The sequence below is a fragment of the Marimonas lutisalis genome (assembly GCF_005434965.1).
GTDB lineage: Bacteria > Pseudomonadota > Alphaproteobacteria > Rhodobacterales > Rhodobacteraceae > Marimonas_A > Marimonas_A lutisalis.
Genome location: NZ_SKCI01000002.1, coordinates 961,710 through 983,426, shown reverse-complemented (window position 1 = coordinate 983,426; position 21,717 = coordinate 961,710). Strand labels below are relative to the sequence as shown.

Here is a 21,717-nt window from a genome sequence, read left to right as displayed (position 1 = left end):
CAACAGGCAAGCGGAGGCCAAAGCCATGCCAAGACCGACCAGATTTGCGCGACTCCTTTTCTCACTGATCTTTGTCTGGCTTCTGGCGCTGCCCGCTCGGGCCGAAACCATGCGCCTTGCCCTGCACGCGCATCTCTATTCGATCGATCCCGTCATCACGATGGAATACATAACGCGCTCGCACGGCTACCTCGTGTACGACACGCTTTTCGCACTCGACGAAAACCTCGAACCGCAGCCGCAAATGGTCTCCGACTGGTCCGTCTCAGAGGACCAACTGACCTGGTCTTTCACCCTGCGCCCCGGTCAGCAATGGCATGATGGCACCCCGGTCACCGCCGAGGATTGCGTCGCCTCCCTTCTGCGCTGGGGTGCGCGCGACGCGCAGGGCTGGTTGCTCATGTCCAACACAAGCGCGATTCGCGCCACCGCGCCCGACAGCTTTACGATCACGCTGCGCCGGCCCTATCCGCGCATGCTCGAACACCTGGCGAAATCCTCGCTCAACGTGCCCTTCATGATGCCCCGGCGCATTGCCGAAACCGGCCCGTTTCAGCCGATCACGGATGCAACCGGATCGGGCCCCTACCGCTTTGTCGCCGCCGAATGGGTTCCCGGAGAGATCGCCGTATACGAAAAGAACGAAACCTACGTGCCCCGCCAGGATCCCCCCTCGTTTGCCGCCGGGGCCAAGACTGCGCATTTCGACCGGATCGAGCTCGTCGCCTATTCCGACCCGCGCGAGGCGTTGCAGGCGCTTGCCAGCGACGAGGTCCAACTCGTCGAAACCCCATCCATGCCCGAGCTTGCCCTGCTCCCCCCGGACAGTGATATCAAGACCGTGGTCTTCGATCCCACCGGCAATTTCGGTACCGCGATCTTCAACCACCAGATGCCGCCCTTCGACAATCCCGGCATCCGCCGCGCGGTGCTGATCGCGATGGGCCAGACCTCCTATCTTTCCGCCGCGATCAGTGATCGCGCCTACTGGTCGCCCTGCCTGTCGATCTATCCCTGTCACACCACCTACTCACATGTGGTGTCCGCGCCCTATTACATGCGCGGCGATTTGCAGCTCGCCGCCAAGGCCCTGGCCGAAGCCGGCTATTCCGGTGCGCCCGTTGTCGTCGTTGATCCGGTCGACAGCCCGGTCCTCTCCGGCTTCACCCGGGTCACCGTCGATCTTCTCGGTCAGCTGGGCATGAATGTCGTGCACAAACCGATGAGCTGGCGCGAGCTGCGCGACGCGGTCGCCCAACGCACCGGCGAACCCAGTCAGGTGTGGAACATGTTTCACACCTGGTGGACGGCCGATGATCTCTCCGATCCGATGCATATCCTGTTTTCCGGCGATCCGCGGCTGGGCTGGATCGGCTGGCCCGACGATCCCGAGCTCGAAGCCCTGCGCGCGCAATTCGTCCTGTCCGAAGACGAAGCCGCGCGCAAGGCGCTGGCGCTGCGCATCCAGGACAAGATCGTGCAGAACGGCAATTTCGCGGTGCTGGGCCAGTTCATCCAGCCACTCGCCCTGCGCTCGTCGCTCGGCGGGCTTCAGGGGCCGTTCCCGCTCTACTATCAACTGGCTCCGGCCGACCAGTAGGCCACCTGCGGCCAAGGCGGTTTCCCGCCAGAATGTGCGGGTCTACCCGAAGTTTATGGACGCGCGGCGATTGGCGCATAATGTACGGGACCAATCGCGGCGAATGGCGCCGGGTCCGCCCCAGCGGCCCAATTTGCGCCATTTTTTCGTTGTAGAATAAGTGGTGAGGTTCTTCTGCGAAGGCCTCGAACAGACCGAGGGACACGACCATGCACATCCTGCGCGACATCAGGAAGGCGCCCCATACCCTTTTCACCTGGCTACGCGCCGCCGTTCCGGCGGCCTTGCTCGCCGCCACGGTTTTGGCGCAGGCGCCCGCGGCACAGGCGGCAACGCAGGTCAGCATTCCCTCGGGCGCCAAGTCCAGTCTTGCCCTGAACGGCCGGCTGCACCGCCCCTCCGGCTCAGGCCGGGCCCCGGCCGTGATCCTGATGCACGGATGCGGCGGCTGGCAGCCCCCGGTTCTGGCCGCGCTCGAGGATTACGCCCGGTTCCTTTCGTCCAACGGAATGGTCGTGCTCAACCTCGACAGTTTCGGCCCGCGCGGAAATTCCGGCGGCCGCGTCTGCAACAGCTACCAGCGCCTCGCCGCCGCGCGCGATTACCGCACGCAGGACGCCTATGACGCGCTGAACTATCTCAAGTCCCAGCCCTTCGTCGATCCCGACAACGTGTTTCTGATCGGCCAAAGCAACGGCGGCAGCGTCGGGCTGATCGCCGCCAAGGCCTCAACCGAGCGGCGCTATGCCCCGGGCCGCGCCGGGTTTCGCGGCGTCGTGGCGCTCTATCCCTGGTGTGGCGCCGCCGGCTCGGTCAGCCTGAACCTCGCCGCGCCACTCCTGGTCCTCGGCGGCGAGCGCGATGACTGGGTGCCGCCGCGCGATTGCAAGCGCTTTTCGTCCCGCGGCGCCAGCGTGCACGTGAAAACCTATTCCGGCGCGGCGCATTCCTTCGATCTGCGCATCCCCGTGCAGCGCTACCTGGGCAAGCTCGTGGGCTTCAACCAACCCGCCGCCACCCAGGCCCGCCGCGAAATCCTGTCCTTCATCAAGACCCACGCCACCCGCCGCTTCTGATCGCAAGCCATGGCTGCGCCCACGGCCCGGCAGGTATCCGCCCGGACCGGGCAGGTTTCGGGCATTCAACTAGAATTGCCTCCAATACGCGGGCGGCGGGAAAGCTCTTCTTAACCCTCCAGGCCCAAGCTGCCCTCGCCGGACAGTCCGCACTCGGCTTGCCAATTTCCGGGCCCTCCGGCCGGTTGTCACGCTTCAGGAGGTGCCCATGCCCAGATCCCTGCCCCGCATCCTAACCTTTGCCCTCTGCTCCGCCGTCCTGGCCGGCTGTATGTCGGCATCCGACACGTCGACGCGCCGCATCGTCGTGTCGTCCTCGGGCACGGCAACGCCCGTCCCGGCCAGCTTCGGCGCCTCGGGTCCCACGATGCAGGCCTATGTCACCGGCTACAGCTTCTGGGACAACACGCCGCCCGGCTCGGCCCAGATCGCCCGCCCGGTCATCCATCGCAAGGCTGGCGGCTCCGGCACTTACAGCGATCCGGTCACCGTGGCCGTGGGACATGCCAAATTCGGTGGGCGCAGCCGCATGGACTTCCCCGCCGGCACGCGCTTCTATTTCCTCAACCTCCAGAAATAAGGCATCGTCGAGGATCTGTGCGGCGATGGCCCGCGCCCCCAGAACGGCCCCTGCCATGTCGGCTATGGCGGCCGGCCCTGGCTTGACATCTATGTCGGCGGGCGCTCCGTGGGCGCCGCCGCCGCTGACCGCTGCATGCGATCGATCACCGGCCTGCAGGACGTTGTGATCAACCCCGGCCCGGGCCTGCCTGTCAACGCGGGCGAAATTTCCCTGTCCAACTGCCGCGGCGTCTGAGCCAGCGCGCAGCGCGGCCCGCCTCAGGCGCGGCCGCGCAAAACATGCGCCACCGCCTGCAGGATGATCGCGTTGGTATTCAGATCGGTATAGTCCCGGGTCACTGCACCCCGCTTCAGGTTCACGCTCGAGGCGAAACCGATCTCGTTGCGCGCCTCGCTCCGGGCTTTTTCCAGGAACCGCGCGGCATGCGCCCCGGGCCGGTAGGCCGCCCACAGGAACGCCGCCTTGCTGCTGAACGCCAGGTAATCCTCGGCCGCCTCGGCCGTCAGGTATTGCGGTTGGTGCCCGACGGTATCCAACCGCCAGCTGCGCGCGCCCGAGCCAAGTTCCAGCCCCTGGTAGATAAACCAGGGCGACCGGTCGATCGGTGTCTCAGACACACAGACCAGCCGCCCTGACGCTGCATATTCCTCAACCTGCGCGGCGTGCAGGACATCGGCCAGGTAACCGCTTTCGGGCGACATCCCCAGTTCCATCGCCTCCAGCAACAGCGGCTCGGCCCCCAGCGGCCCGATCCGCGACACCGCTTCCAGAAGCGCCACCTCGCCATCCGCCGATGCCTGCTCGGCGAAGGTCTCGTAGGGTGATCGCACCTCGTAGCCCCAGCGCCGGAACGCCAGCGCCGCGTAATGCGCGCAATGCGAGGCATAGGTCGACACCAGTTCGCGGTTCGTCACCGAATGGATCGCGCCGTCGACGATGATCTTTTCCATGTCCCAGGACGTCACCAGCTTCTCCAGCGCCGCCCCCATGCCCAGCCGCCGCCGCGCATTGTCCAGCGCTGCCAGCAACCGGCCCGCGTCGCAGCCATCGAAGTTCCAGTCGCCCCAGTGAAACCGGTCCGTCCGGATCCAGCCCTGCGGTAAAAGCCGCCCCTGCGTGCGCCGCCCCGAGATGTTGGGCAGGATCGTCGCCAGCCGCTTTTCCGCCCGCGCCTTGTCGATCAGCCCGATTTCAAAGGCCGCAACGATCGCGTTGATGTTGCTGCCGGCGTCCCACATCGTGACCGCCTCGTGTTTGATCCCGCCGGGGCCGGAATCAACCGTCGCCGGAGAGAGCCCGGTAATCGCGTTGGTGTATTTCTCGAAATACCCCCAGGCATGCGCGGCATCCTCCCTCAGGCGCGCGCGCTCGGCCTCGCCCCAGGCCGTGGCCTTCTCCGGCGCTCCGGCAACCGCCGCCTGTGTCAGCCGGTGCCGCGTCTCGATCGTGCCCTTTGTCCGCAGCGCCTCGGCAAAGTCCGCCAGCGTCACGAAACGTGTGACCGGATCGGCATGCAGTGGCTCCAGCGCGGCCATGATCCGCCGCCGGGCCAGCCCCGTGCCCGCCCCGTCCGCGGGAATGGCCAGAACCATGTCGCCCGTCATCGGCAGGTCATCGCCCTGCATGCGCCACACCGGCACCTGCAGGCGCCCACAGCCATCCGGGCCCAGGCCACTGCCATCTTCGGCCACCAGGCGCAACGCATGGCCGGGGCCAACCGCGCCCGCCGCGCGCAAACCGGCCGGGGCACCGGTTTCACAAGCCACCTGCAGCGGCATGATCGCGCCAGCGCCTTCGCCTGCCGCATTCACCCAGAAATCGGTGCCTTCGGGCTTCACCGTCACCGGAATACCCGCCCCGCGCAGCACCTCCTGCAACGGGCGCAGCGCCTGCGCGGTATCGCCGCCCTCCTCCAGCACCACCGCCACCAGCCGTTCCTGGCCGAAATCGTCCCGCAGCGACAGGTCGGATACCGGCATCAGGGCGATGGTGCCCTGCGCTTCGCGCGCCAGCAACTCGTCGCCCAGGTCATCCGCCCAGGCGGTCAACCGGGTCTCCGGCACCGTGTCCAGCGCGCGCGCCGACAGGTACAGGATCACCCGGTTTTCCGCCCCCACGGCCGTCTCGCCGAAATCCGGCATCGCGCCGGGCACCACCCATTGTCCGCCGAAAAACCGCGCCACCCCAACCGGCCAGTTCTGCGATTGCACCGGCGCGCTCTCACCAGGGCGCACCAGCACGTTGCGCACCCCGGCGGCGCGCACCCCCTCGGGGCTCTGCGGCGTGTCCTGCGCCTCGCACAAAACGCTCTGCACCGGCAGCCCCAGCCGCGCCTTGGCCTCGAACACCGACCGTCCCTGGAAATAGGGCGACTGCCCGGCCAGCCCCGGCAGGTTCACGGCGAACTCGACCCCACCGCCCAACCCCTGCAACGCGCGCGCAACCCCGGCGAGGTCCGGATCATCGGTCTCGGGCAGGTCGATAACACAGCTCAGCCAGACGCCACGGTCCAGCAATCGCTGCGCCACCGCCGCGATCCGCGTCGGATCGCTCTGCGCGGAAATGTCGGTGATCACCAGCGCCGTCGACACGATCTTGTCGACCGCCCGCGCGGGCAGGCCCCATACCGCACCCGCAACGCCCAGGGCCGCCGTCGAGGCCAGGAAACTCCGCCGCCGCATCATGTCACGCCGTCCGCTCGACATACTGGTGCCCGGTGCGCCGCATCCGGCCCCACCCCGCCAGGCTCCCGCTCAGCGCCCGCAGGATCGACCGGTAGACCGAGAAATAAAGAAGCTGCCGGTAGAAAAAGCGCTGGAACGGGAACAGCCACAGCAGTTTCAGGCTCTCGCGCTCATCGGTTTTCAGCGCATAAGCCCCGACCGCAAGGTCCAGCAGCGGCAGGATCATGTAGGCCCAGATCAGGTGCGTGGGTGTGTCCGCCACCGCCGAGCCAACCTCGCCGCTCCAGCTGCCCGACAGCCAGTTGTAAAGCAGCACCATCACGAAAATATCGGCAATCGGCGCCAGCAGCGGGAACAGGTAGCCGAAGATCACCATGTCCGGGATCGACACCAACCCGACCGAGCGGCCCTCGCGGATCGCGCTCTTGTGCTTCCACGCGCACTGGAACATCCCCAGCGACCAGCGCAGCCGCTGGCCCAGCAACTGCCGCACCGTCTCGGGCGCCTCGGTATAGGCCACCGCCTTTTCCTCGTAGGTGACGCGATAGCCCGCCCGGTTCACTGCGATGGTCAGGTCGGCGTCTTCCGTCATCGTGTCATTGCAGAACCGCCCGGCCGCGCGCACCGCCTCGGTGCGCCAGGCGCCGATGGCGCCGGGCACGACCAGCATGCCGTTGATCAGGTCATAGGCGCGGCGGTCGAAATTCTGCGCGGTGACATATTCCAGCGCCTGCAGCCGGGTCAGCAGGTTGCGCCGGTTGCCCACGGTGATCTTGCCGGCCACCGCGCCCACCTTCGGGTTCTGGAACTGGCGCGCCAGGTGGCCGATGGCCGCCGGGTCGATCTCGGTATCGGCGTCGATGCACACCATGATCTCGGCATCGCTATGGGCCACCGCCGCGTTCAGCGCGCTCCACTTACCCTGGTTAAGCTGGGCAAAGATATGCACCTTCGGATTGTTGCGATAGCGCAGAAGCTCGTTGAACGTCTCGTCCTGCGATCCATCGTCGATCACCACCACGTCGAAATTGCCATAATGGCTGGCCAGCACGCTGTTGATGCAGTGCGACACGACCTTTTCCTCGTTATGCGCGGGGATCACGACGGTCACCTTGGGCTCGGCGCCGGCCTCGATCGGGCGCTGGCGGCGGCGGATATGGGCCAGGGTCAGGATCATCAGCATCCGGATCACCCCGATCACCAGCACCACCCAGAAAATCGTCTCGATGCTGCCCCAGGCAACCGAGATGAAGCCAAAGGAAATCCGGTCGAACAGCATCCACTGGCCCTGCGCCTCGGGCATCAGCGCGGCGCGCTCCATGCCCAGCAGGTCGGCTAGCGTGGTGAATTCATAGCCCTGCGCGCTCAGCACCTGCACGATGCGCGGCACCGCGGCCACCGTGGCGCTGCGGTCCTTGCCACCGTCATGCAGCAGGATCACGTTGCCCGTGCCCTTGTTCACCTCGTCCACCACATAGGCTGTGATCTCGTCGGCGCTCATCCCCTCCCAGTCCTTGGGCACGATCTCCATGCCGGCGATGATCCCGCCATTCGCCTGCACCGTCGCCAGCGAGCGCACCCGCGCCGCCTCGATCGGGCCGCCCGCGCGCAGGAACGGCTCGCGGTAGAGCCGCGTGGAATGGCCCGTGTAACCGGCGATCAGCTTGCTCATCATGCCGTGTTCCAGATCCGTGCGGGCATAAGACACCTGGTCCATCCGCGGATGCGAAAAGGTGTGCGAGCCCACCTCGTGCCCTTCGGCGATCATCCGTTCCAGCAGCCCGGGCTCTTCCATCACCCGCGCGCCCACCACGAAGAACGCGGCCTTCGTATCGGTCTCCTTCAGCGCGTCCAGGATATCGCGGGTGTATTCCGCGTGCGGCCCGTCATCGAAGGTCAGCACCAGCTTGCCGGGCTCGGGGCGGCCATAGCGCTCCAGAACGTAGGGCTGCGGCATCTGCACATAGCGCATGTCGGTGATCCGCCCGGTCTCGGGATCGGCATTCACCTCGCGCCAGCCCGGCTCGGCCCGGCTCACCACCCGCAGGAACGCGCCTTCACCGCGATAGGCGACATAGTTCGGGAACCGCAGGTCCGACAGGTCCGCCGTCAGTGCCGCCATATCGGCCCCGTCATCGGCCAGCACGCGCCAGATGGCCGGGTCTTCGCGTCCCAGCGACCACAGGCCAAAGCTTTCCACACCCAACGCCCGCAGCGCCGCGATCTGGTTATGCGCGGTGACTGCATCCAGCATCCAGACCTTGTGAATACCCGTTTCGCGGTCACGGTAGGTGGTAAAGGTGTTCGAAGATTCAGGGCTGAAGCTCAACTCGGCCCCGGCATCGGCGGCCCGCTTCACCGCCTCGGCATAGGGTTGCACTTCGGGCAACGGCTGGCGCGGGCGCCAGTCCACGGCGAAATTACCGATCGCCAGTGTCAGGCGATCCGCCCCCACCGCGGCCAGCGCCCGGCCCCCCAGACCCTCCAGCCATGCCGCCTCGGCCAGCGGCCCCGGCGGGCTGCCCACCCAGGGCTGGCGAAAGGCGCGCAGCACCACCCGGTCAAACCGCGCCATCAGAGCCCGGTCTTCCCAGATCTCCTGCTCGGGCGACAGCACGATGCACGATTGCAGCCCCGCCGCCGATAGGCCCTGCGTCACCTGCGCAAAGGTCAGTCCCAGCGCGCGCAGCTGCACCGCATCCAGCTGGCGGAAATCCAGGCAGGCCCCCACGGCATCCAGCCCGGCAGTGGCCGTCGCCAGCTCACCGGCCAGCACCTCGCCCGCACCGGGCGCAACCAGCCGGGCAAGAAACGCCGCCGCATCGCCTTCCACATCCAGCAGAACCGTCGGCATCAGCGCCGGCGCCCGATCGGCATTGGCGCGATAGGTCTCAACGGCCTCCCGCACGCTATGCCCGGCCACTTCCACCGCAACGCCCGTCTCGCCCGCCTTCAGGGTCAACCAGTCGGGCGTGACAACGTCCAGCACCTCGCAGCTCTGGTTCAGCGACAGGGGTGCCCAGTCCAGCGCCGTCGGCACATGCCCGAACAGCGGTCCCCGATCATCGCGTGCGCTTCCACGTACCGCTTCACAGGCCGGGCCCTGCCCGGGCGCCGCACGTGCCGCCGCTATAAAGCTCGAACGCATTTCATCATCGTGCCCGTGGCCATGATGCGATTGCGCGGTTTCATCCAGCGTCCGGATGTTCCACCACAGCGCGATCTCGTCGGCCACGCGCGACAGCGAAACCGCGCCGCCCAGGAACAGGATCGTCCAGGTGACGGAAACCAGGAACACCGCCAGCGTCAGGCGGCGCACCCGGCCCTTGCGGCGATGCGTCGGGTCGGAAAAGACGCGCACGCCGCGCGCTTCCTCAACGTTAAAAATGAATTGGTAACCGCCCTGCGACATCAGACCCCACCCAAACCGATGGGTCCGCGCCGGCCAGGCCAGTCGGACAATTTGATGACGCGAAACTCACTAAACCCCAAACCAAGACGGACGCGCCACTCTGAAACCGTTCCCGGGAAACACCACGGGCGAGCAAGCTTTTCCAGAGTCGTTCTCCAAGAATCGACATCTGCCCCCACCGGTGATCCTACCGGATGTGGCGAAACCGTGGCAATTCTTTGATGAATTTGCCCGACATATGGCGATTTTTGTTGCGACCTCCGGGCAAGTGTCGCGTATCCCCGCAAATTGTTTCAGGTTCGGATGACAATCAGGCGAATCCACGTGGCCAGCATGGCCGGACCCGGAACTGAATTGGGGCCATTTTGGGGCAGCCCCTGCCCCGATCCCAGCCCGAAAAAGCGCTAGGCGCGCGCGGGTTTGATATGCAGTGCGCCGCCCGGGGCCAGCCACTCACGCGGCACCGCCACCGGCATGTCCAGCAATATCTGGCCAAAGGTCTTTGCCTGCGGATCATAGCGCAGCGATGCGCTGCCGCCGCCGTTCAGGCAATCGCTCAGCACGAAATTCAGCGCGTTCAGCCCGGGCCAGTCAAAGCGCGTGACCTTGCCCTCAAGGTAGTGCGCAAACCACGCCCCAACGCGCGCCTCGGTCACTTCCGCCGCGATCCGCGGCAGGAATTCGGGCCGCCGTGCGATCACCCCGATATTGGCATCCGTCCCCTTGTCGCCGCTGCGCGCCCAGGCCAGCGCGCACAGCGGCACCTGCGGGTCGCCCTCGGCCGCGGGATCTTCATTCAACGGCGGCAATGGCGCGGGCGGTCGCGCCGGGGCAAGGTCTGGCACGTCGATGGCAAAACCCTGCCCCTCAACATCCACCTGCACTGGCGTGCGCGCCTTGGGCCAAAGCAGCGAAAACACCCGCACCACCGGCGCCGGGGCCGGACGGCCGCTGAAAACACCGGTCAGCCCCTGCGCCATCGACACGCCCGGCATGGCGAACTCGCGCGCGAAAATCTCAAGCGCGCGCTTGTCGTCATGGCGCAGCCCGATCTTGACCACCGCCTCGCGTGCTTTCGGGTCCACATGCGCGGGCCCGTAGCAATCACCCGCCCCGATCACCTCGACCAGGGTTTCGCGATAGGGCGCCAACCCCTGCTCGGCGATCAGCCGCGCGGTGCGCTCGATCAGCGCCTCGGCCATCCGCCGGCCCCGCGCCGCCGCATCCCCCCCGGCAATCATATAAGTCGTGATCAGGCGATAGCCGTCCATCCACGTGCCGCACAGCTTGTAGTCCGGGCCCGGCGCCCGGCCCCGCGCGCCGCTCACCCGCACCCGGTCGGGCCCCACCTGTTCCAGCTGCACCTCGCGAAAATCGCAGGTCACGTCGGGCAGCAGGTAGGCCCCCGGATCGCCGATCTCATAGACGATCTGCTCACCCACTGTGGCCGGAGTCACCAGCCCCCCGGTAGCGGGCGGTTTCGTCACCTCGAAACTGCCATCAGCGGCGCAGTCGATCACCGGATAGCCCATGTCGGCCCAGCCTTCGGCAACCTCCTGCCAGTCGGTGAACAATCCCCCCGTCGCCTGCGCCCCGCATTCGATCACGTGGCCCGCCAGGCTCCCCTGGGCCAGCTTGTCCCAGTCGTCCGCGCTCCAGCCGAATTCGTGCATCAGCGGCCCCAGCACCAGCGCGCTGTCCACCACGCGCCCGGTGATCACCACATCGGCGCCCGCGTCCAGCGCCCGGGCAATGCCCGCCGCGCCCAGATAGGCGTTGATGCTGGCAAACCGCGCCGGCATCTCCGCCCCGGTGAACATCTCGTGCTGGCCTTCCGCCCGGATCTCGCCCTCGCGCGGCAAGAGGTCGTCGCCCGTCACCACCGCCACCTTGAACTCGAGCCCCTGCGCCTCGGCCATCGCCTCGAACGCCTCGCGTGCCGCCAGCGGGTTCATGCCGCCGCTGTTGGTAATCAGCTTCACGCCGCGCGCGCGGATCTCGCCCAGCACCGGTTTGACCGAGGCCAGCCAGTCAGGGATATACCCGCCAGCCTCCGACGCGGCCTTCTTGCGCGCCAGGATCGCCATCGTCACCTCGGCCAGGTAATCGCCAACCAGGTAATCCAACCCCTCGACCGCCATCAGCTGGCGCACTGCGTGAATGGTGTCGCCCCATGCCGCCGATGCGCTGGCAATCCGCACCATGCCCTGGCTCTTTTCGGTCTCGCTCATCGCTCTGCCTTCGCCGGTTGCGGCGTCAGCCTACAGCCCACCGGCAGAATTCAAAACGCCAAACTCAGCCGTCCGCGGCGCGCCGCAGGGCCGGCGTGTCGCCGTGCATCCGCTCCAGCCGCACCTCGGCCGAGCGCGCATGCCCTACCATGCCCTCCAGCCGGCTGATCGTCGCCGTGGCCCGCGCCAGCACCGGCATCGCCTGCGCTTCGGTGCGCTGCCAGGTCACCGTCTTGGTGAACTTGTGCACCGACAGCCCCCCGGTATAGCGCGCCGCGCCGCTGGTCGGCAGAACGTGGTTCGGCCCCGATGCCTTGTCACCAAAGGCCACGGTCGTGTGCTCGCCCAGGAAAAGCGAGCCATAGGAGGACAACCGCCCCAGCCACCAGTCCAGGTCGCGCGCCTGCACATGCAGATGCTCGGGCCCGTATTCGTCGGCCACCCGGGCCATTTCCTCACGGCTTGCGCACAGCACCACCTCGGCCCGTTCGGCCCAGGACACCCGCGCGGCATCTGCATTCACCTGCGGCAGCGTCTCGATCAGCTGCGGCACCCGCGCCATCACCTGCTCGGCCAGCGCACGGCTGTCCGTCACCAGCCAGACCGGGCTGTCCGCGCCATGCTCGGCCTGGCCCACCAGGTCCCAGGCCACCAGCTCCGCGTCGGCGCTCTCATCCGCGATGATCAGCGAATCGGTCGGCCCCGCCACCATGTCGATACCGACCCGACCGAACAGTTGGCGCTTGGCCTCGGCCACGAAACTGTTGCCCGGCCCCACCAGGATATCCGCCGGCCGCGCGCCAAAGAGGCCATTGGCCATCGCCGCGATCGCCTGCACGCCGCCCAGGTTCAGGATCATGTCGGCGCCCGCCAGGTCCATCGCATAAACGATCGCATCGGGAATCCCATGGCCCGGCCGCGGCGGCGATGCAGCGGTCACATGCCCCACGCCGGCCACCCGCGCCGTGGTCACCGTCATCAGCGCGCTGGCCACGTGGGCATAACGCCCGCCGGGCACGTAACAACCCGCGCTCGACACCGGGATCTGCTTCTGCCCGGCCCAGTGGCCCGGCATCAGCTCGACCTCGAACTCCTGCAACGTCGCCTTCTGCGCCTCGGCAAAGCGGCGGATGTTGCCATGCGCCACGCCGATCGCATCCTTCAGGTCTTGCGGCACCCGCGCTGCTGCCGCGGCACGCGCCTCGGCCGACAGCACGATCTCGCCCTCCCAGCGGTCGAACTGCCGGGCATAAGCCAGCGCGGCCTCCTCGCCCTCGGCCTCGATCCGCGCCAGCATGATCGCCACGCTGTCGCGCAGATCGGCGCTTTCCTCAACCGGGCGCGGCTCGGCCCGTTTCAGATAGGTGACGGCCATGGCTCAGACTCCGGTTTCAGGCGCTGACCCAGCGGCTCTCGTGATCGAAGGCGAAATCATAGCCAAACAGACCCACCGCGCCACCGGTGTGCAGGAACACGATCCGCTCGTCCTTGAACTCGCCCTTGCGCGCCAGGTCGATCAGCCCCGAGGCCCCCTTGGCCGAATAGACCGGGTCCAGCAGGATACCTTCTAGCTCGGCGAACATCTGGATCGCCTCGATGCCCTTCTCGGTCGGCAGGCCATATCCTTCGCCCACGTAATCGGTGTTGGCCATCACGTCCTCGCGCTTGACCACGCCAGCACAGCCCAGCTTCTCGGCCGTCTTGCAGGCCAGGTCGTATACCATCTGCTCCTGCTTTTCCTGCGGGGCACGGGTGCCGATGCCCAGCACGGGCACCTGCGCGTTCATCGCGCACATCCCCGTCACCAGGCCCGCCTGCGTGCCCGACGAGCCGGTCGCATGCACCACCCGGTCGATCTTCAGCGAGCGCTCATTGGCTTGGTTCAGCAGCTCGAACGCGCAGTTGACATACCCCAGCGCACCCGTGGGGTTCGATCCGCCACCCGGAATGACATAAACGTTGCGCCCCTCGGCGCGTTTCTTTTCCGCGGCGCGCTCCATCTCGGCCACCATGTCCGTGCCGCCAGCGAATTTCTCGGTCGTGGCGCCGTGCAGGTGATCCAGCAGGACGTTGCCGTTGTTGTTGTAGTTGGGATTGTTATAGCCGGTGCGATCTTCCAGCAGGATGTGGCAGTCCATGCCCAGCTTGGCCGCAAAGGCCGCGGTCTGGCGCCCGTGGTTTGTCTGCGTGGCGCCCTGAGTCATCACCATGTCGGCGCCCTGAGCCTCGGCCTCGGCCATCAGGAATTCCAACTTGCGGGTCTTGTTGCCGCCGGTGCTCATGCCGGTGCAGTCGTCGCGCTTGATCCAGATTTCGACGCCCAGTTCCTTCGACAGCCGTTTCATCGGCTCCAGCGGAGTTGGAAGGTGGGCAAGGTGGAGACGGGGGAAACGGGCAAGATGCATCTTGGCAATCCTCGGTTCAGATCAAGATTTCAGGAACGATTCCGCGGAACCCTGTCGCCGGCTGCCCGAATTGTCAAAACCTATCACCCGAATCCCATTTATTGGGCTAAATATCTGCGTCCCCTGCGGAAAAGCCGAAGCAGGCGTTTCGGAAACCTGAAAGTGAGGGGCTTTCACGCTCGTGCGTTTGATTTTTCGACCCGGCTGTTGCAGGCTCGAATCAATCGCATGTCTATGACCGGGGATGCGAAGGAAAACTGGCCTTATTTCGGGGGGCGGGCTGGACCTATCAAGGGTGACGTCAACAGGGCATGACTCCTTTTGGGCACTCAAGACCCCTCAGTAACAATCACAAACAGGGAGAACGAAATGAAGAAAACCACACTCAAGGGGCTGTTGGCCGCAACCGCAACCAGCGTCGCCGCACTGACGGCCTCGTCGGCCGTGGCGCAGGACGAGATCACCGTGGCCTACTTCCTCGAATGGCCGATGCCTTTCGAATACGCCAAGCAGAAAGGCACCTATGATGAGGTCATGGGCGTCAAGATCAACTGGGTCAGCTTCGAATCCGGCGTGAAGATGTCGGCCGCGATGGCCTCGGGCGACGTGCAGCTTTCGGTCAGCCAGGGCGTGCCGCCCTTCGTGGTCGCCACCTCGGCCGGCCAGGACCTGCAGATCCTCGACGTGGCCGTGTCCTACGCCGACAACGACAACTGCGTCGTGCGCTCCGAGCTTGAAATCGACAAGACCAACGCCGGCGAACTGGCCGGCAAGAAGGTCGCCGTGCCGCTCGGCACCGCGGCCCACTACGGCTTCCTCAAGCAGATGAGCCATTTCGGCGTTGATGTCGCCTCGATGGACGTGGTCGACATGGACCCGCCCGATGGCGCTGCGGCCATTGCGCAGGGCGCGGTCGACATGTTCTGCGGCTGGGGCGGCTCGCTGCGCCGCGCCAAGGAACATGGCAACGTGCTGCTGACCGGGGATGAGAAGACCGAGCTCGGCATCCTCGTGTTCGACGTCACCTCGGGCCCGGCCGACTGGGTTGCCGAGAACGGCGATCTGGTGGCCAAGTTCCTCAAGGTCACCGCGGATGCCAACGCGATGTGGGCCGACCCGGCCAACCACGCCGAGATGCTGCCGCTGATCGCCAAGGACGCGGGCATGGACGAACAGGCGACGATGGACACCATCTCGACCTTCAAGTTCCCCACCGTCGAGGAACAGCTCAGCGGTGCTTGGCTCGGCGGCAACGCCCAGACCTTCATGAAGGGCGTGGCCGATGTCTTCGTCGAGGCCGGCTCGATCGACGCCGCACTCGACACCTATGAGAACGCCGTCAACACCGGCCCGCTTCAGGCCGCCGGCGACATGTAAGGCACTGCCGCGGCCCGGCTCATGCCGGGCCGCGCACACACCCGGCTGCTCGTCCGTCCTGACAGACGGCCTCGCGACACGCGCCAAAACCGGCGCGACAAGCCACCCCAAAGCCCCACCCAGGAAGGTTTGCCCATGTCCGGCCTCTCCATTGAAAACATCTCCATGCGCTTCGACCTGCCCAACGGCGCCTCGGTCCAGGCCCTGAAGGACGTGTCCCTGCATCTCGAGGAAGGCGAGCTGATGAGCGTGCTCGGCCCCTCCGGCTGCGGCAAGACAACGCTTCTCAATATCGTCGCGGGTTTTCTCGCGCCCACCGAAGGCCGGATCGTAATGAACGGCCACACCGTCACCGGCCCCGATGCCGAACGCGGCATGGTTTTCCAGCAGGGCGCGCTCTTCGAATGGATGAACGTGCGCGAGAATGTCAGTTTCGGCCCCCGCATGAAGGGCCAGCGCGCCTCGCAATATGGCGAACATGTCGATCACCTGCTCGACGTGACCGGCCTCGGTGATTTCAAGGACAAGGCGATCTACGAATTGTCCGGCGGCATGCAGCAGCGCGTGGCGCTGGCCCGCTGTCTCGCCAACGATCCCGACGTGATCCTGATGGACGAACCGCTGGGCGCGCTCGATGCGCTCACCCGCGAAAAGATGCAGGGCCTCGTGCTCAAGCTCTGGAAAGAGACGGGCAAGACCATCATCCTCATCACCCACTCGGTCGAAGAGGCGCTTCTCCTGGGCGAACGCCTGCTGGTCATGGCCCCGCGCCCCGGCCGCATCCATACCGAATACCGCCTGCCCTTCGCCGATCTCGGCGTCGGCCAGGACCTGCGCGAGGTCAAGAAACACCCTGACTTCAACGTCAAGCGCGAGGAAATCCTCAGCATGATCTGGGACATGGAAGAAGAAATCATGGGCCGCGCCGAAGCGGCAGGAGGGGCAGCATCATGATCGGGCTCATCATCCTATTCGTCTATGTCGCGATCTTCGTCGGCTCCTTCCTCGCGGTGCGCTTCCTCGTGCACCGCACCGTCCACGATTTCACCTCGCTCAAGACCGTCACCTTCGGCGATGAAAGCGCGGTGCGCCCCAACCGCATCGCCTCGGTCGTCTCGATCGTGACGATTTTCCTGATCTGGGGCTCGTTCACCGGCTCGAAATGGATCCCGTCTTTCCTGCACGCGCCGGCGCCCTTCGTGGGCGACACGTCCTTTACCTACACGCTGGATGACGGCACCGGCGCCACCGACAATGCCACCGTCTTCGTCAAGGTCTTCCCCTTCGGCGAGCGAACCGAGAAATTCGAGGTCGATCCGGGCGACGGTTTCGCCAAGGACGATGCCGAGGCCATGACCGCCTCGCGCTCGACAACCATCATCTTCGACAAGAACGACGAGGCCAAACGCAAGGAAGGCGCCAGCATCGTCGCCATCGACGGCACGCCCATCGCCCCCGGCGAAACCATCAAGACAGGCTCTGGCCGGTTCACCCTGACCGACAAGGGCGCAATCAGCTTCACACCGCCCACAGGCCTGCAGATGGAGCCGATCTGGCTGCCCCCGCCCGAGGCCGTGGTCTCGCGCCTGGTCGAGATCGCCAATTCCGGCTACCGCGACTCGACGCTCTGGGAGCATCTGGGCTTCTCGCTCTTCCGCGTCATCGCCGGTTTCTTCTTCGGTGCGCTGGTGGGCATCCCGCTGGGCTATGCGATGGGCCTTTCCGACTGGTTCCGCGGCTGGTTCGACCCGATCGTCGAATTCATGCGCCCGGTGCCGCCACTGGCGCTCATTCCGCTCGTCATCATCTGGGCGGGCATCGGCGAAACCGGCAAGATCATCCTGCTGTTCCTCGCCGCGCTCTGGATCATGGCGATCGCCGCCCGCGCGGGCGTGTCGGGCGTGACTATCTCCAAGGTCCACGCCGCCTATTCGCTGGGCGCGTCGAAGGCACAGATCATGCGCCACGTGATCGTGCCCAACTCCCTGCCGGAAATCTTCACCGGCGCCCGCGTCGCGATGGGGGTCTGCTGGGGCACGGTTGTCGCCGCCGAGCTTGTGGCCGCCGAAAAGGGCGCGGGCATGATGATCATGGTGGCCTCGAAATTCCAGCTCACCGATATCGTCATCATGGGGATCATCCTCATCGGCGTGATCGGCTTCGGCATCGACATCCTGATGCGCAAGGCCGAGAAGATCCTGGTGCCCTGGAAAGGCCGCCACTGAGGCGTCTAGGGCATCTGCCACACGAAACGAAAAAGCGCCCGGTCTTGGCCGGGCGCTTTTTCGTTTTCCAGCCAGGCTCAAACCGGCGCGGTCACCATCTCTGCCAGCTCCGCGAACCGTGCCCCCGGCTCCAGCAGCCGATCCCGCATCGCCCAGATGCGCGCCGCCCGATCCTTGCCCAGCGCCTCGGCCATCACCATGAACTTCGCCTCGATCTCGGCATCGGCCATCGGTGCCTCGGGTCCGCCGCGCGCATCCGTGTCGCCCGATTTCAATATCCGGCCGTCTGCCAGATACGCCGTCACATCCGCCCAGCGCCCTGCCGGGAACCGCGCCGAATGGCGCGGTTCTTCCATCACCGAAATCTTCGCATGCATCGCCGCCACGGCCGGATCGCGCAGCCCCTCGCCCATCACCTGCCCCGGCGCCAGCCGCCCGTGCACCAGCATCGACGCCAGCGCAAAGGGCAGGCTGTATTGCGCCTGGCTTGTCGTGTCCGGTATGCTCCGGAACAGTTCGGCCGCCTGCGAAAAACACCGCACCTCCAGCCGCTCGACCATCCCGGCCGTCACCCCGTGATCGCGCATCAGACCTTCAACCGCGTTCAGCGCCCCATGCGCCCAGCGGCAGATCGGGTAGGGCTTGATGTAGTTGCGCTCCACCGTCCAGTCCGTGCCCAGGTCGGCCCAGTATGGCGCCACCTCCGGTGCTTCCACCGTGATCGCCGGCGCCCCGGTAAACCCGTCCTCGGCCAGCAGAACCGCCATCGAACCCACCAGCGCCCCCATGCCCGAGCCGTCATGCAGCATCGTCGGCGTCGCGATCTCGCGCATCATCTGGCTTCTCGGCCCGTGATACTCGGCAATGCCCAGCGCCTCGCGCAGGGGCCCCTGGCCCAGCCCTTTCAACCGGCAGCCCAGCGCCGCCACCCCCAGCGCGTTCCACGCCCCCGAGGTGTGATAATCCTCCACCGTCGCATGCAGCGCCACCGCCGCCCGCGCCGACACCTCGTAGGACATCACCAGCGCCGCCAGCGCCTCGCGCGCGCCCAGCTCGGGGTGCGCCTCGGCAAAAGCGAAAAGCGCCGGAACCACGGCACAGCCGATATGCCCCTTCGTCGGGTTATAGCCGTCATGCGCATCCAGGTTGTCGATCTGGCTGGCCAACGCAAACCCGGCCCCGGGGATCGACGCCTGCCGCCCGTCAAACAGCAGCGTCGCCCTGTCCGCCCGCGTGCCCGCCGCCATGAACCGCACCGCATGGTTTCGCGCGATGTGGCCGACCTCCAGCCCCTCGGCCCCCGCCGCCACGCCCAGCGTATCAATGAGCAGGGTTGCGCCCATGCGCAACGCGCTCCCGGGGATCTCACGCGGCTCCAGAATGAAACCGGCGATCTCGTCGAATGTCATGGCAGGCTCTCCTCCGGCTGTCCTGCCCCAATGCTCAGCGGCACGATGGGCGCAAAACCGTCCACTTGCGGCATGCCATGTCGCTCGCGTCGCACCACCGCGCGCCGGGTTAACTGAATTCTCCGTTAATGCCGGCCGCCCACACCCGGCAGCCGGATGTCAGCCGGACGGTGCACGCGGATCACCCCCCAAATCAACGCACAGAACCCCGCGTTAACCCGGGCGAACGGATCACCGCCGCACAGGTCTCACACGCCCAGCTGCATCGCATAAGCCGGCGCAAAGGCGCGCGCATGCCGCCGTGCCTTGCCCGCCAGCCGCCGGATGCGGTCGGGCTCGGGGTGGAAATCGGCCACCCGCTCCATCCGTGCCCACAGGCATTGCAGCAGCGTCAGCACAGTCAGCTGCATGAAGTCATGCGCCATCGGCGTCGGGTCGTCTGCGGCGCGCAGCACGTCCCTTGCCGCGCGCCAATGGTCGCGGCAAAGTTCAATCTCTTCAACGGGTTGCGCAGCGTATTCGCGGTCCACGAAGGCTTCGAACGCCGCCGCCTCGTCGCCTTTCAGCAACCGGGTCGCCAGCATCCGCTCGTGAATGCCGTTGGCACCTTCATAGATCGCCGAAATGCGCACGTCGCGATAGGTCTGCTCCAGCCGGTATTCCTGCAAATACCCATATCCGCCAAGCACTTGCTGGCCCAGCTCGGCCGCTTTCATGCCGCCTTCGGTGCAGAATACCTTGGCCACCGGTGTCAGGAACTCCACCAGCGCCGGATCGTCCCCCCGCTCCATCGTGACAAAGGCCAGATGGGCAATCGCCCGCCCCCCCAGCGCCAGCATGTCGATCTCGTCCAGCATCCTTTGCACATCGGCATGATCGGCCAGAACCGCCGGGCCGCCATCCGCGCGGCGCCCCTGCGCCCGCTCGGCGGCATAGCGCGCCGCCACGTCCCGCGCCCGCGCCGCATGCGCCACGCCCTGCAACGCCACGTCGCTGCGCGCATGGTTCATCATGGTGAACATCGCCATAAGGCCCTGCCCCTCCTGCCCGATCAACTCGGCCTCGGCGCCGTCGAACACCATCTGGCAGGTGGGCGAGGCATGCAGCCCCATCTTTTCCTCGATCCGCGCCACCGATACAGCGTTGCGCCGCCCGTCGACAACGTCGCGCACAACGAAAAGTGACAACCCTTTCAAACCGTTATCGGATGTCCGGGCAAGCACGAGATGGAAGATACCATCGCTCATGTCCTGATCCCCGCCCGAGATGAAAATCTTCTCGCCGGTGATCTTCCACGCGTCGCCCTCGGGCTCGGCCCGGCAGCGGATGCGTGCCAGGTCCGAGCCCGCCCCGGGCTCGGTCAGGCACATGGTGGCCAGCAATTCGCCGCTCGCCAGCCCCGGGATATGCCGCGCCTTCTGCGCGTCGGTGCCAAAACGCATCAGCACCCGGATCGCCCCGGGAACCAGCCCCGTGACCATCTGCAACGACTGGTTCGCCCCCGAGAATATCTCGGACATGATGGCCAGCATCACCGCGCCCATGCCCTGCCCGCCATGGGCCTCGGGCGCAGTCAACCCGGGCCAGCCCGCCTCGGCATAGGCCCGGTACACCTCGCGAAACCCGTCCGGCATCCGCACCCGGCCGTTTTCCAGCCGGCAACCCTGCCTGTCGCCGGGTTCATCCAGCGGCGCGATCTCACCCTCGGCAAACGCCGCGAAATGCCCGCCGATCTCGGCGGCGAATTCCGCGTCCCAATCGCTCAGCCCCGATGCCCCCGCCACGTGGTTCAGCGTGAACAGGATGTCCTCCAGCGGCGCCTTGAATGGCGTCATTCCGCCAGCCCCAGAAGCCGTGCGGCGTTGTTCTTGATGATATCCGGGCGGATCTCGTCCTTGATGTTGATCTTCTCAAAATCGCTCAGCCAGCGCTCGGGCGTGATCATCGGCCAGTCCGAGCCGAACAGCACCTTCTTCTTCAGGATCGAGTTGCAGTATTTCACAAGGATTTCAGGGAAATACTTCGGGCTCCAGCCGCTGAGGTCGATATAGACATTGGGTTTGTGCTGGGCCACCGACAGCGCCTCTTCCTGCCAGGGGAAGCTGGGATGCGCAAGGATGATCTTGAGGCCCGGGAAATCCACCGCCACGTCGTCGATCACCATCGGGTTGGAGTACTTCAGCCGCATGCCATTGCCGCCCGGCATACCGCTGCCCACCCCGGTCTGCCCGGTGTGGAACAGGGCGATGCACCCCTCTTCCTCCAGCACCTCGTACAGCGGATAGGCCATCCGGTCATTCGGCCAGAACCCCTGCATCGTGGGGTGAAACTTGAACCCCTTGATGCCGAACTCGCGGATCAGGCGGCGCGCCTCGCGCACGCCCATCTTGCCCTTCCAGGGGTCGATGCTGGCAAACGGGATCAGCACGTCATCGTTTTCGGCGGCCAGCTCGGCCACCTCCTCGTTCTTGTAGCGCCGGTATCCCGTCTCGCGCTCGGCATCGACCGGGAAAATCACCGCGGCGATGTTCTGCTCGCGGTAATGCTGTGCGGTCTGCGGTACGGTGGGCGGGTGGCTCCACGGCGCGCCGAAATACTTGGCCATCGTCGATTGCAGATCGTCATAGCCGTCATCGGCGTGACAGCCGCAGGGCTCCTCTGCATGGGTGTGGATGTCGATCGCGCGGACCTTCGAAATATCGACCATTGTCGTGT

14 protein-coding genes are annotated in these 21,717 nt (G+C 66.2%); 6 read left to right on the top strand and 8 right to left on the bottom strand.

All coding sequences use genetic code 11. From position 1 onward, the window contains the following. Nucleotides 1-25: 25 nt before the first annotated feature. The 3 genes from E0501_RS12905 to E0501_RS21555 all read left to right on the top strand — a co-directional run bounded on the left by E0501_RS12905 (nucleotide 26) and on the right by E0501_RS21555 (nucleotide 3,256). Complete coding sequence (locus E0501_RS12905; protein ID WP_137701743.1) at nucleotides 26-1,600, top strand: ABC transporter substrate-binding protein; 1,575 nt, start codon at nucleotides 26-28, stop codon at nucleotides 1,598-1,600. A 209-nt stretch (nucleotides 1,601-1,809) separates the two neighbouring features. Next, nucleotides 1,810-2,676, top strand: coding sequence for a dienelactone hydrolase family protein (locus E0501_RS12900; protein ID WP_137701742.1), 867 nt, complete (start codon nucleotides 1,810-1,812; stop codon nucleotides 2,674-2,676). A gap of 208 nt (nucleotides 2,677-2,884) precedes the next feature. After that, nucleotides 2,885-3,256, top strand: a complete 372-nt coding sequence (locus E0501_RS21555) for a hypothetical protein (RefSeq protein ID WP_235857840.1) — start codon at nucleotides 2,885-2,887, stop codon at nucleotides 3,254-3,256. 260 nt (nucleotides 3,257-3,516) lie between these two features. Here the strand turns inward: E0501_RS21555 and E0501_RS12890 are convergent, their stop codons facing one another. The 5 genes from E0501_RS12890 to cuyA all read right to left on the bottom strand — a co-directional run bounded on the left by E0501_RS12890 (nucleotide 3,517) and on the right by cuyA (nucleotide 13,991). Beyond that, a complete protein-coding gene (locus tag E0501_RS12890; RefSeq protein ID WP_137701741.1) occupies nucleotides 3,517-5,943 on the bottom strand; it encodes a DUF3131 domain-containing protein in 2,427 nt (808 codons plus the stop codon). A 1-nt stretch (nucleotide 5,944) separates the two neighbouring features. After that, on the bottom strand, nucleotides 5,945-9,304 hold the full coding sequence (locus E0501_RS12885; RefSeq protein ID WP_235857839.1) for a glycosyltransferase: 3,360 nt from the start codon (nucleotides 9,302-9,304) through the stop codon (nucleotides 5,945-5,947). Nucleotides 9,305-9,759: 455 nt separating this feature from the next. Further along, on the bottom strand, nucleotides 9,760-11,586 hold the full coding sequence (locus E0501_RS12880) for an acyclic terpene utilization AtuA family protein (protein WP_235857838.1): 1,827 nt from the start codon (nucleotides 11,584-11,586) through the stop codon (nucleotides 9,760-9,762). 64 nt (nucleotides 11,587-11,650) lie between these two features. Further along, nucleotides 11,651-12,961 carry a histidinol dehydrogenase gene (gene hisD, locus E0501_RS12875; protein WP_137701740.1) on the bottom strand — a complete coding sequence of 437 codons (1,311 nt, stop codon included), beginning with the start codon at nucleotides 12,959-12,961 and terminating at the stop codon, nucleotides 11,651-11,653. Between the two features lie 16 nt (nucleotides 12,962-12,977). Beyond that, nucleotides 12,978-13,991 (bottom strand): D-cysteate sulfo-lyase, encoded by a 1,014-nt coding sequence (cuyA, locus tag E0501_RS12870; protein ID WP_137701739.1) that lies wholly within the window; start codon nucleotides 13,989-13,991, stop codon nucleotides 12,978-12,980. 369 nt (nucleotides 13,992-14,360) lie between these two features. Here cuyA and E0501_RS12865 point away from each other — a divergent pair, with 369 nt between their 5' ends. From E0501_RS12865 to E0501_RS12855, 3 genes are all read left to right on the top strand, one after another. After that, a complete protein-coding gene (locus tag E0501_RS12865; protein ID WP_137701738.1) occupies nucleotides 14,361-15,368 on the top strand; it encodes a taurine ABC transporter substrate-binding protein in 1,008 nt (335 codons plus the stop codon). A 135-nt stretch (nucleotides 15,369-15,503) separates the two neighbouring features. Beyond that, nucleotides 15,504-16,322, top strand: a complete 819-nt coding sequence (locus tag E0501_RS12860) for an ATP-binding cassette domain-containing protein (RefSeq protein WP_137701737.1) — start codon at nucleotides 15,504-15,506, stop codon at nucleotides 16,320-16,322. Then, nucleotides 16,319-17,593 (top strand): ABC transporter permease subunit, encoded by a 1,275-nt coding sequence (locus E0501_RS12855; RefSeq protein ID WP_137701736.1) that lies wholly within the window; start codon nucleotides 16,319-16,321, stop codon nucleotides 17,591-17,593. The genes E0501_RS12860 and E0501_RS12855 overlap by 4 nt, the downstream gene beginning before the upstream one ends. A 77-nt stretch (nucleotides 17,594-17,670) precedes the next feature. Here E0501_RS12855 and E0501_RS12850 read toward each other — a convergent pair whose 3' ends face one another. The 3 genes from E0501_RS12850 to E0501_RS12840 all read right to left on the bottom strand — a co-directional run bounded on the left by E0501_RS12850 (nucleotide 17,671) and on the right by E0501_RS12840 (nucleotide 21,709). After that, nucleotides 17,671-19,002: an MmgE/PrpD family protein gene (locus E0501_RS12850; protein WP_137701735.1), complete on the bottom strand. Its 1,332-nt coding sequence runs from the start codon at nucleotides 19,000-19,002 to the stop codon at nucleotides 17,671-17,673. 248 nt (nucleotides 19,003-19,250) lie between these two features. Continuing rightward, nucleotides 19,251-20,837: an acyl-CoA dehydrogenase family protein gene (locus E0501_RS12845; RefSeq protein ID WP_137701734.1), complete on the bottom strand. Its 1,587-nt coding sequence runs from the start codon at nucleotides 20,835-20,837 to the stop codon at nucleotides 19,251-19,253. Then, a complete protein-coding gene (locus E0501_RS12840; RefSeq protein ID WP_137701733.1) occupies nucleotides 20,834-21,709 on the bottom strand; it encodes an amidohydrolase family protein in 876 nt (291 codons plus the stop codon). Before E0501_RS12840 ends, E0501_RS12845 begins: the two co-directional genes overlap by 4 nt. Nucleotides 21,710-21,717 lie beyond the last annotated feature (8 nt).

What these genes read in the sequence shown, in the direction of transcription:
- E0501_RS12855 (WP_137701736.1), top strand. Translation starts at nt 16,319, where the DNA reads ATGATCGGGCTCATCATCCTATTCGTCTATGTCGCGATCTTCGTCGGC.
- E0501_RS12860 (WP_137701737.1), top strand. Translation starts at nt 15,504, where the DNA reads ATGTCCGGCCTCTCCATTGAAAACATCTCCATGCGCTTCGACCTGCCC.
- E0501_RS12840 (WP_137701733.1), bottom strand. Translation starts at nt 21,709, where the DNA reads ATGGTCGATATTTCGAAGGTCCGCGCGATCGACATCCACACCCATGCA.
- E0501_RS12905 (WP_137701743.1), top strand. Translation starts at nt 26, where the DNA reads ATGCCAAGACCGACCAGATTTGCGCGACTCCTTTTCTCACTGATCTTT.
- E0501_RS12880 (WP_235857838.1), bottom strand. Translation starts at nt 11,586, where the DNA reads ATGAGCGAGACCGAAAAGAGCCAGGGCATGGTGCGGATTGCCAGCGCA.
- E0501_RS12900 (WP_137701742.1), top strand. Translation starts at nt 1,810, where the DNA reads ATGCACATCCTGCGCGACATCAGGAAGGCGCCCCATACCCTTTTCACC.
- hisD (WP_137701740.1), bottom strand. Translation starts at nt 12,961, where the DNA reads ATGGCCGTCACCTATCTGAAACGGGCCGAGCCGCGCCCGGTTGAGGAA.
- E0501_RS12850 (WP_137701735.1), bottom strand. Translation starts at nt 19,002, where the DNA reads ATGACATTCGACGAGATCGCCGGTTTCATTCTGGAGCCGCGTGAGATC.
- E0501_RS12845 (WP_137701734.1), bottom strand. Translation starts at nt 20,837, where the DNA reads ATGACGCCATTCAAGGCGCCGCTGGAGGACATCCTGTTCACGCTGAAC.
- cuyA (WP_137701739.1), bottom strand. Translation starts at nt 13,991, where the DNA reads ATGCATCTTGCCCGTTTCCCCCGTCTCCACCTTGCCCACCTTCCAACT.
- E0501_RS12865 (WP_137701738.1), top strand. Translation starts at nt 14,361, where the DNA reads ATGAAGAAAACCACACTCAAGGGGCTGTTGGCCGCAACCGCAACCAGC.
- E0501_RS21555 (WP_235857840.1), top strand. Translation starts at nt 2,885, where the DNA reads ATGCCCAGATCCCTGCCCCGCATCCTAACCTTTGCCCTCTGCTCCGCC.
- E0501_RS12890 (WP_137701741.1), bottom strand. Translation starts at nt 5,943, where the DNA reads ATGATGCGGCGGCGGAGTTTCCTGGCCTCGACGGCGGCCCTGGGCGTT.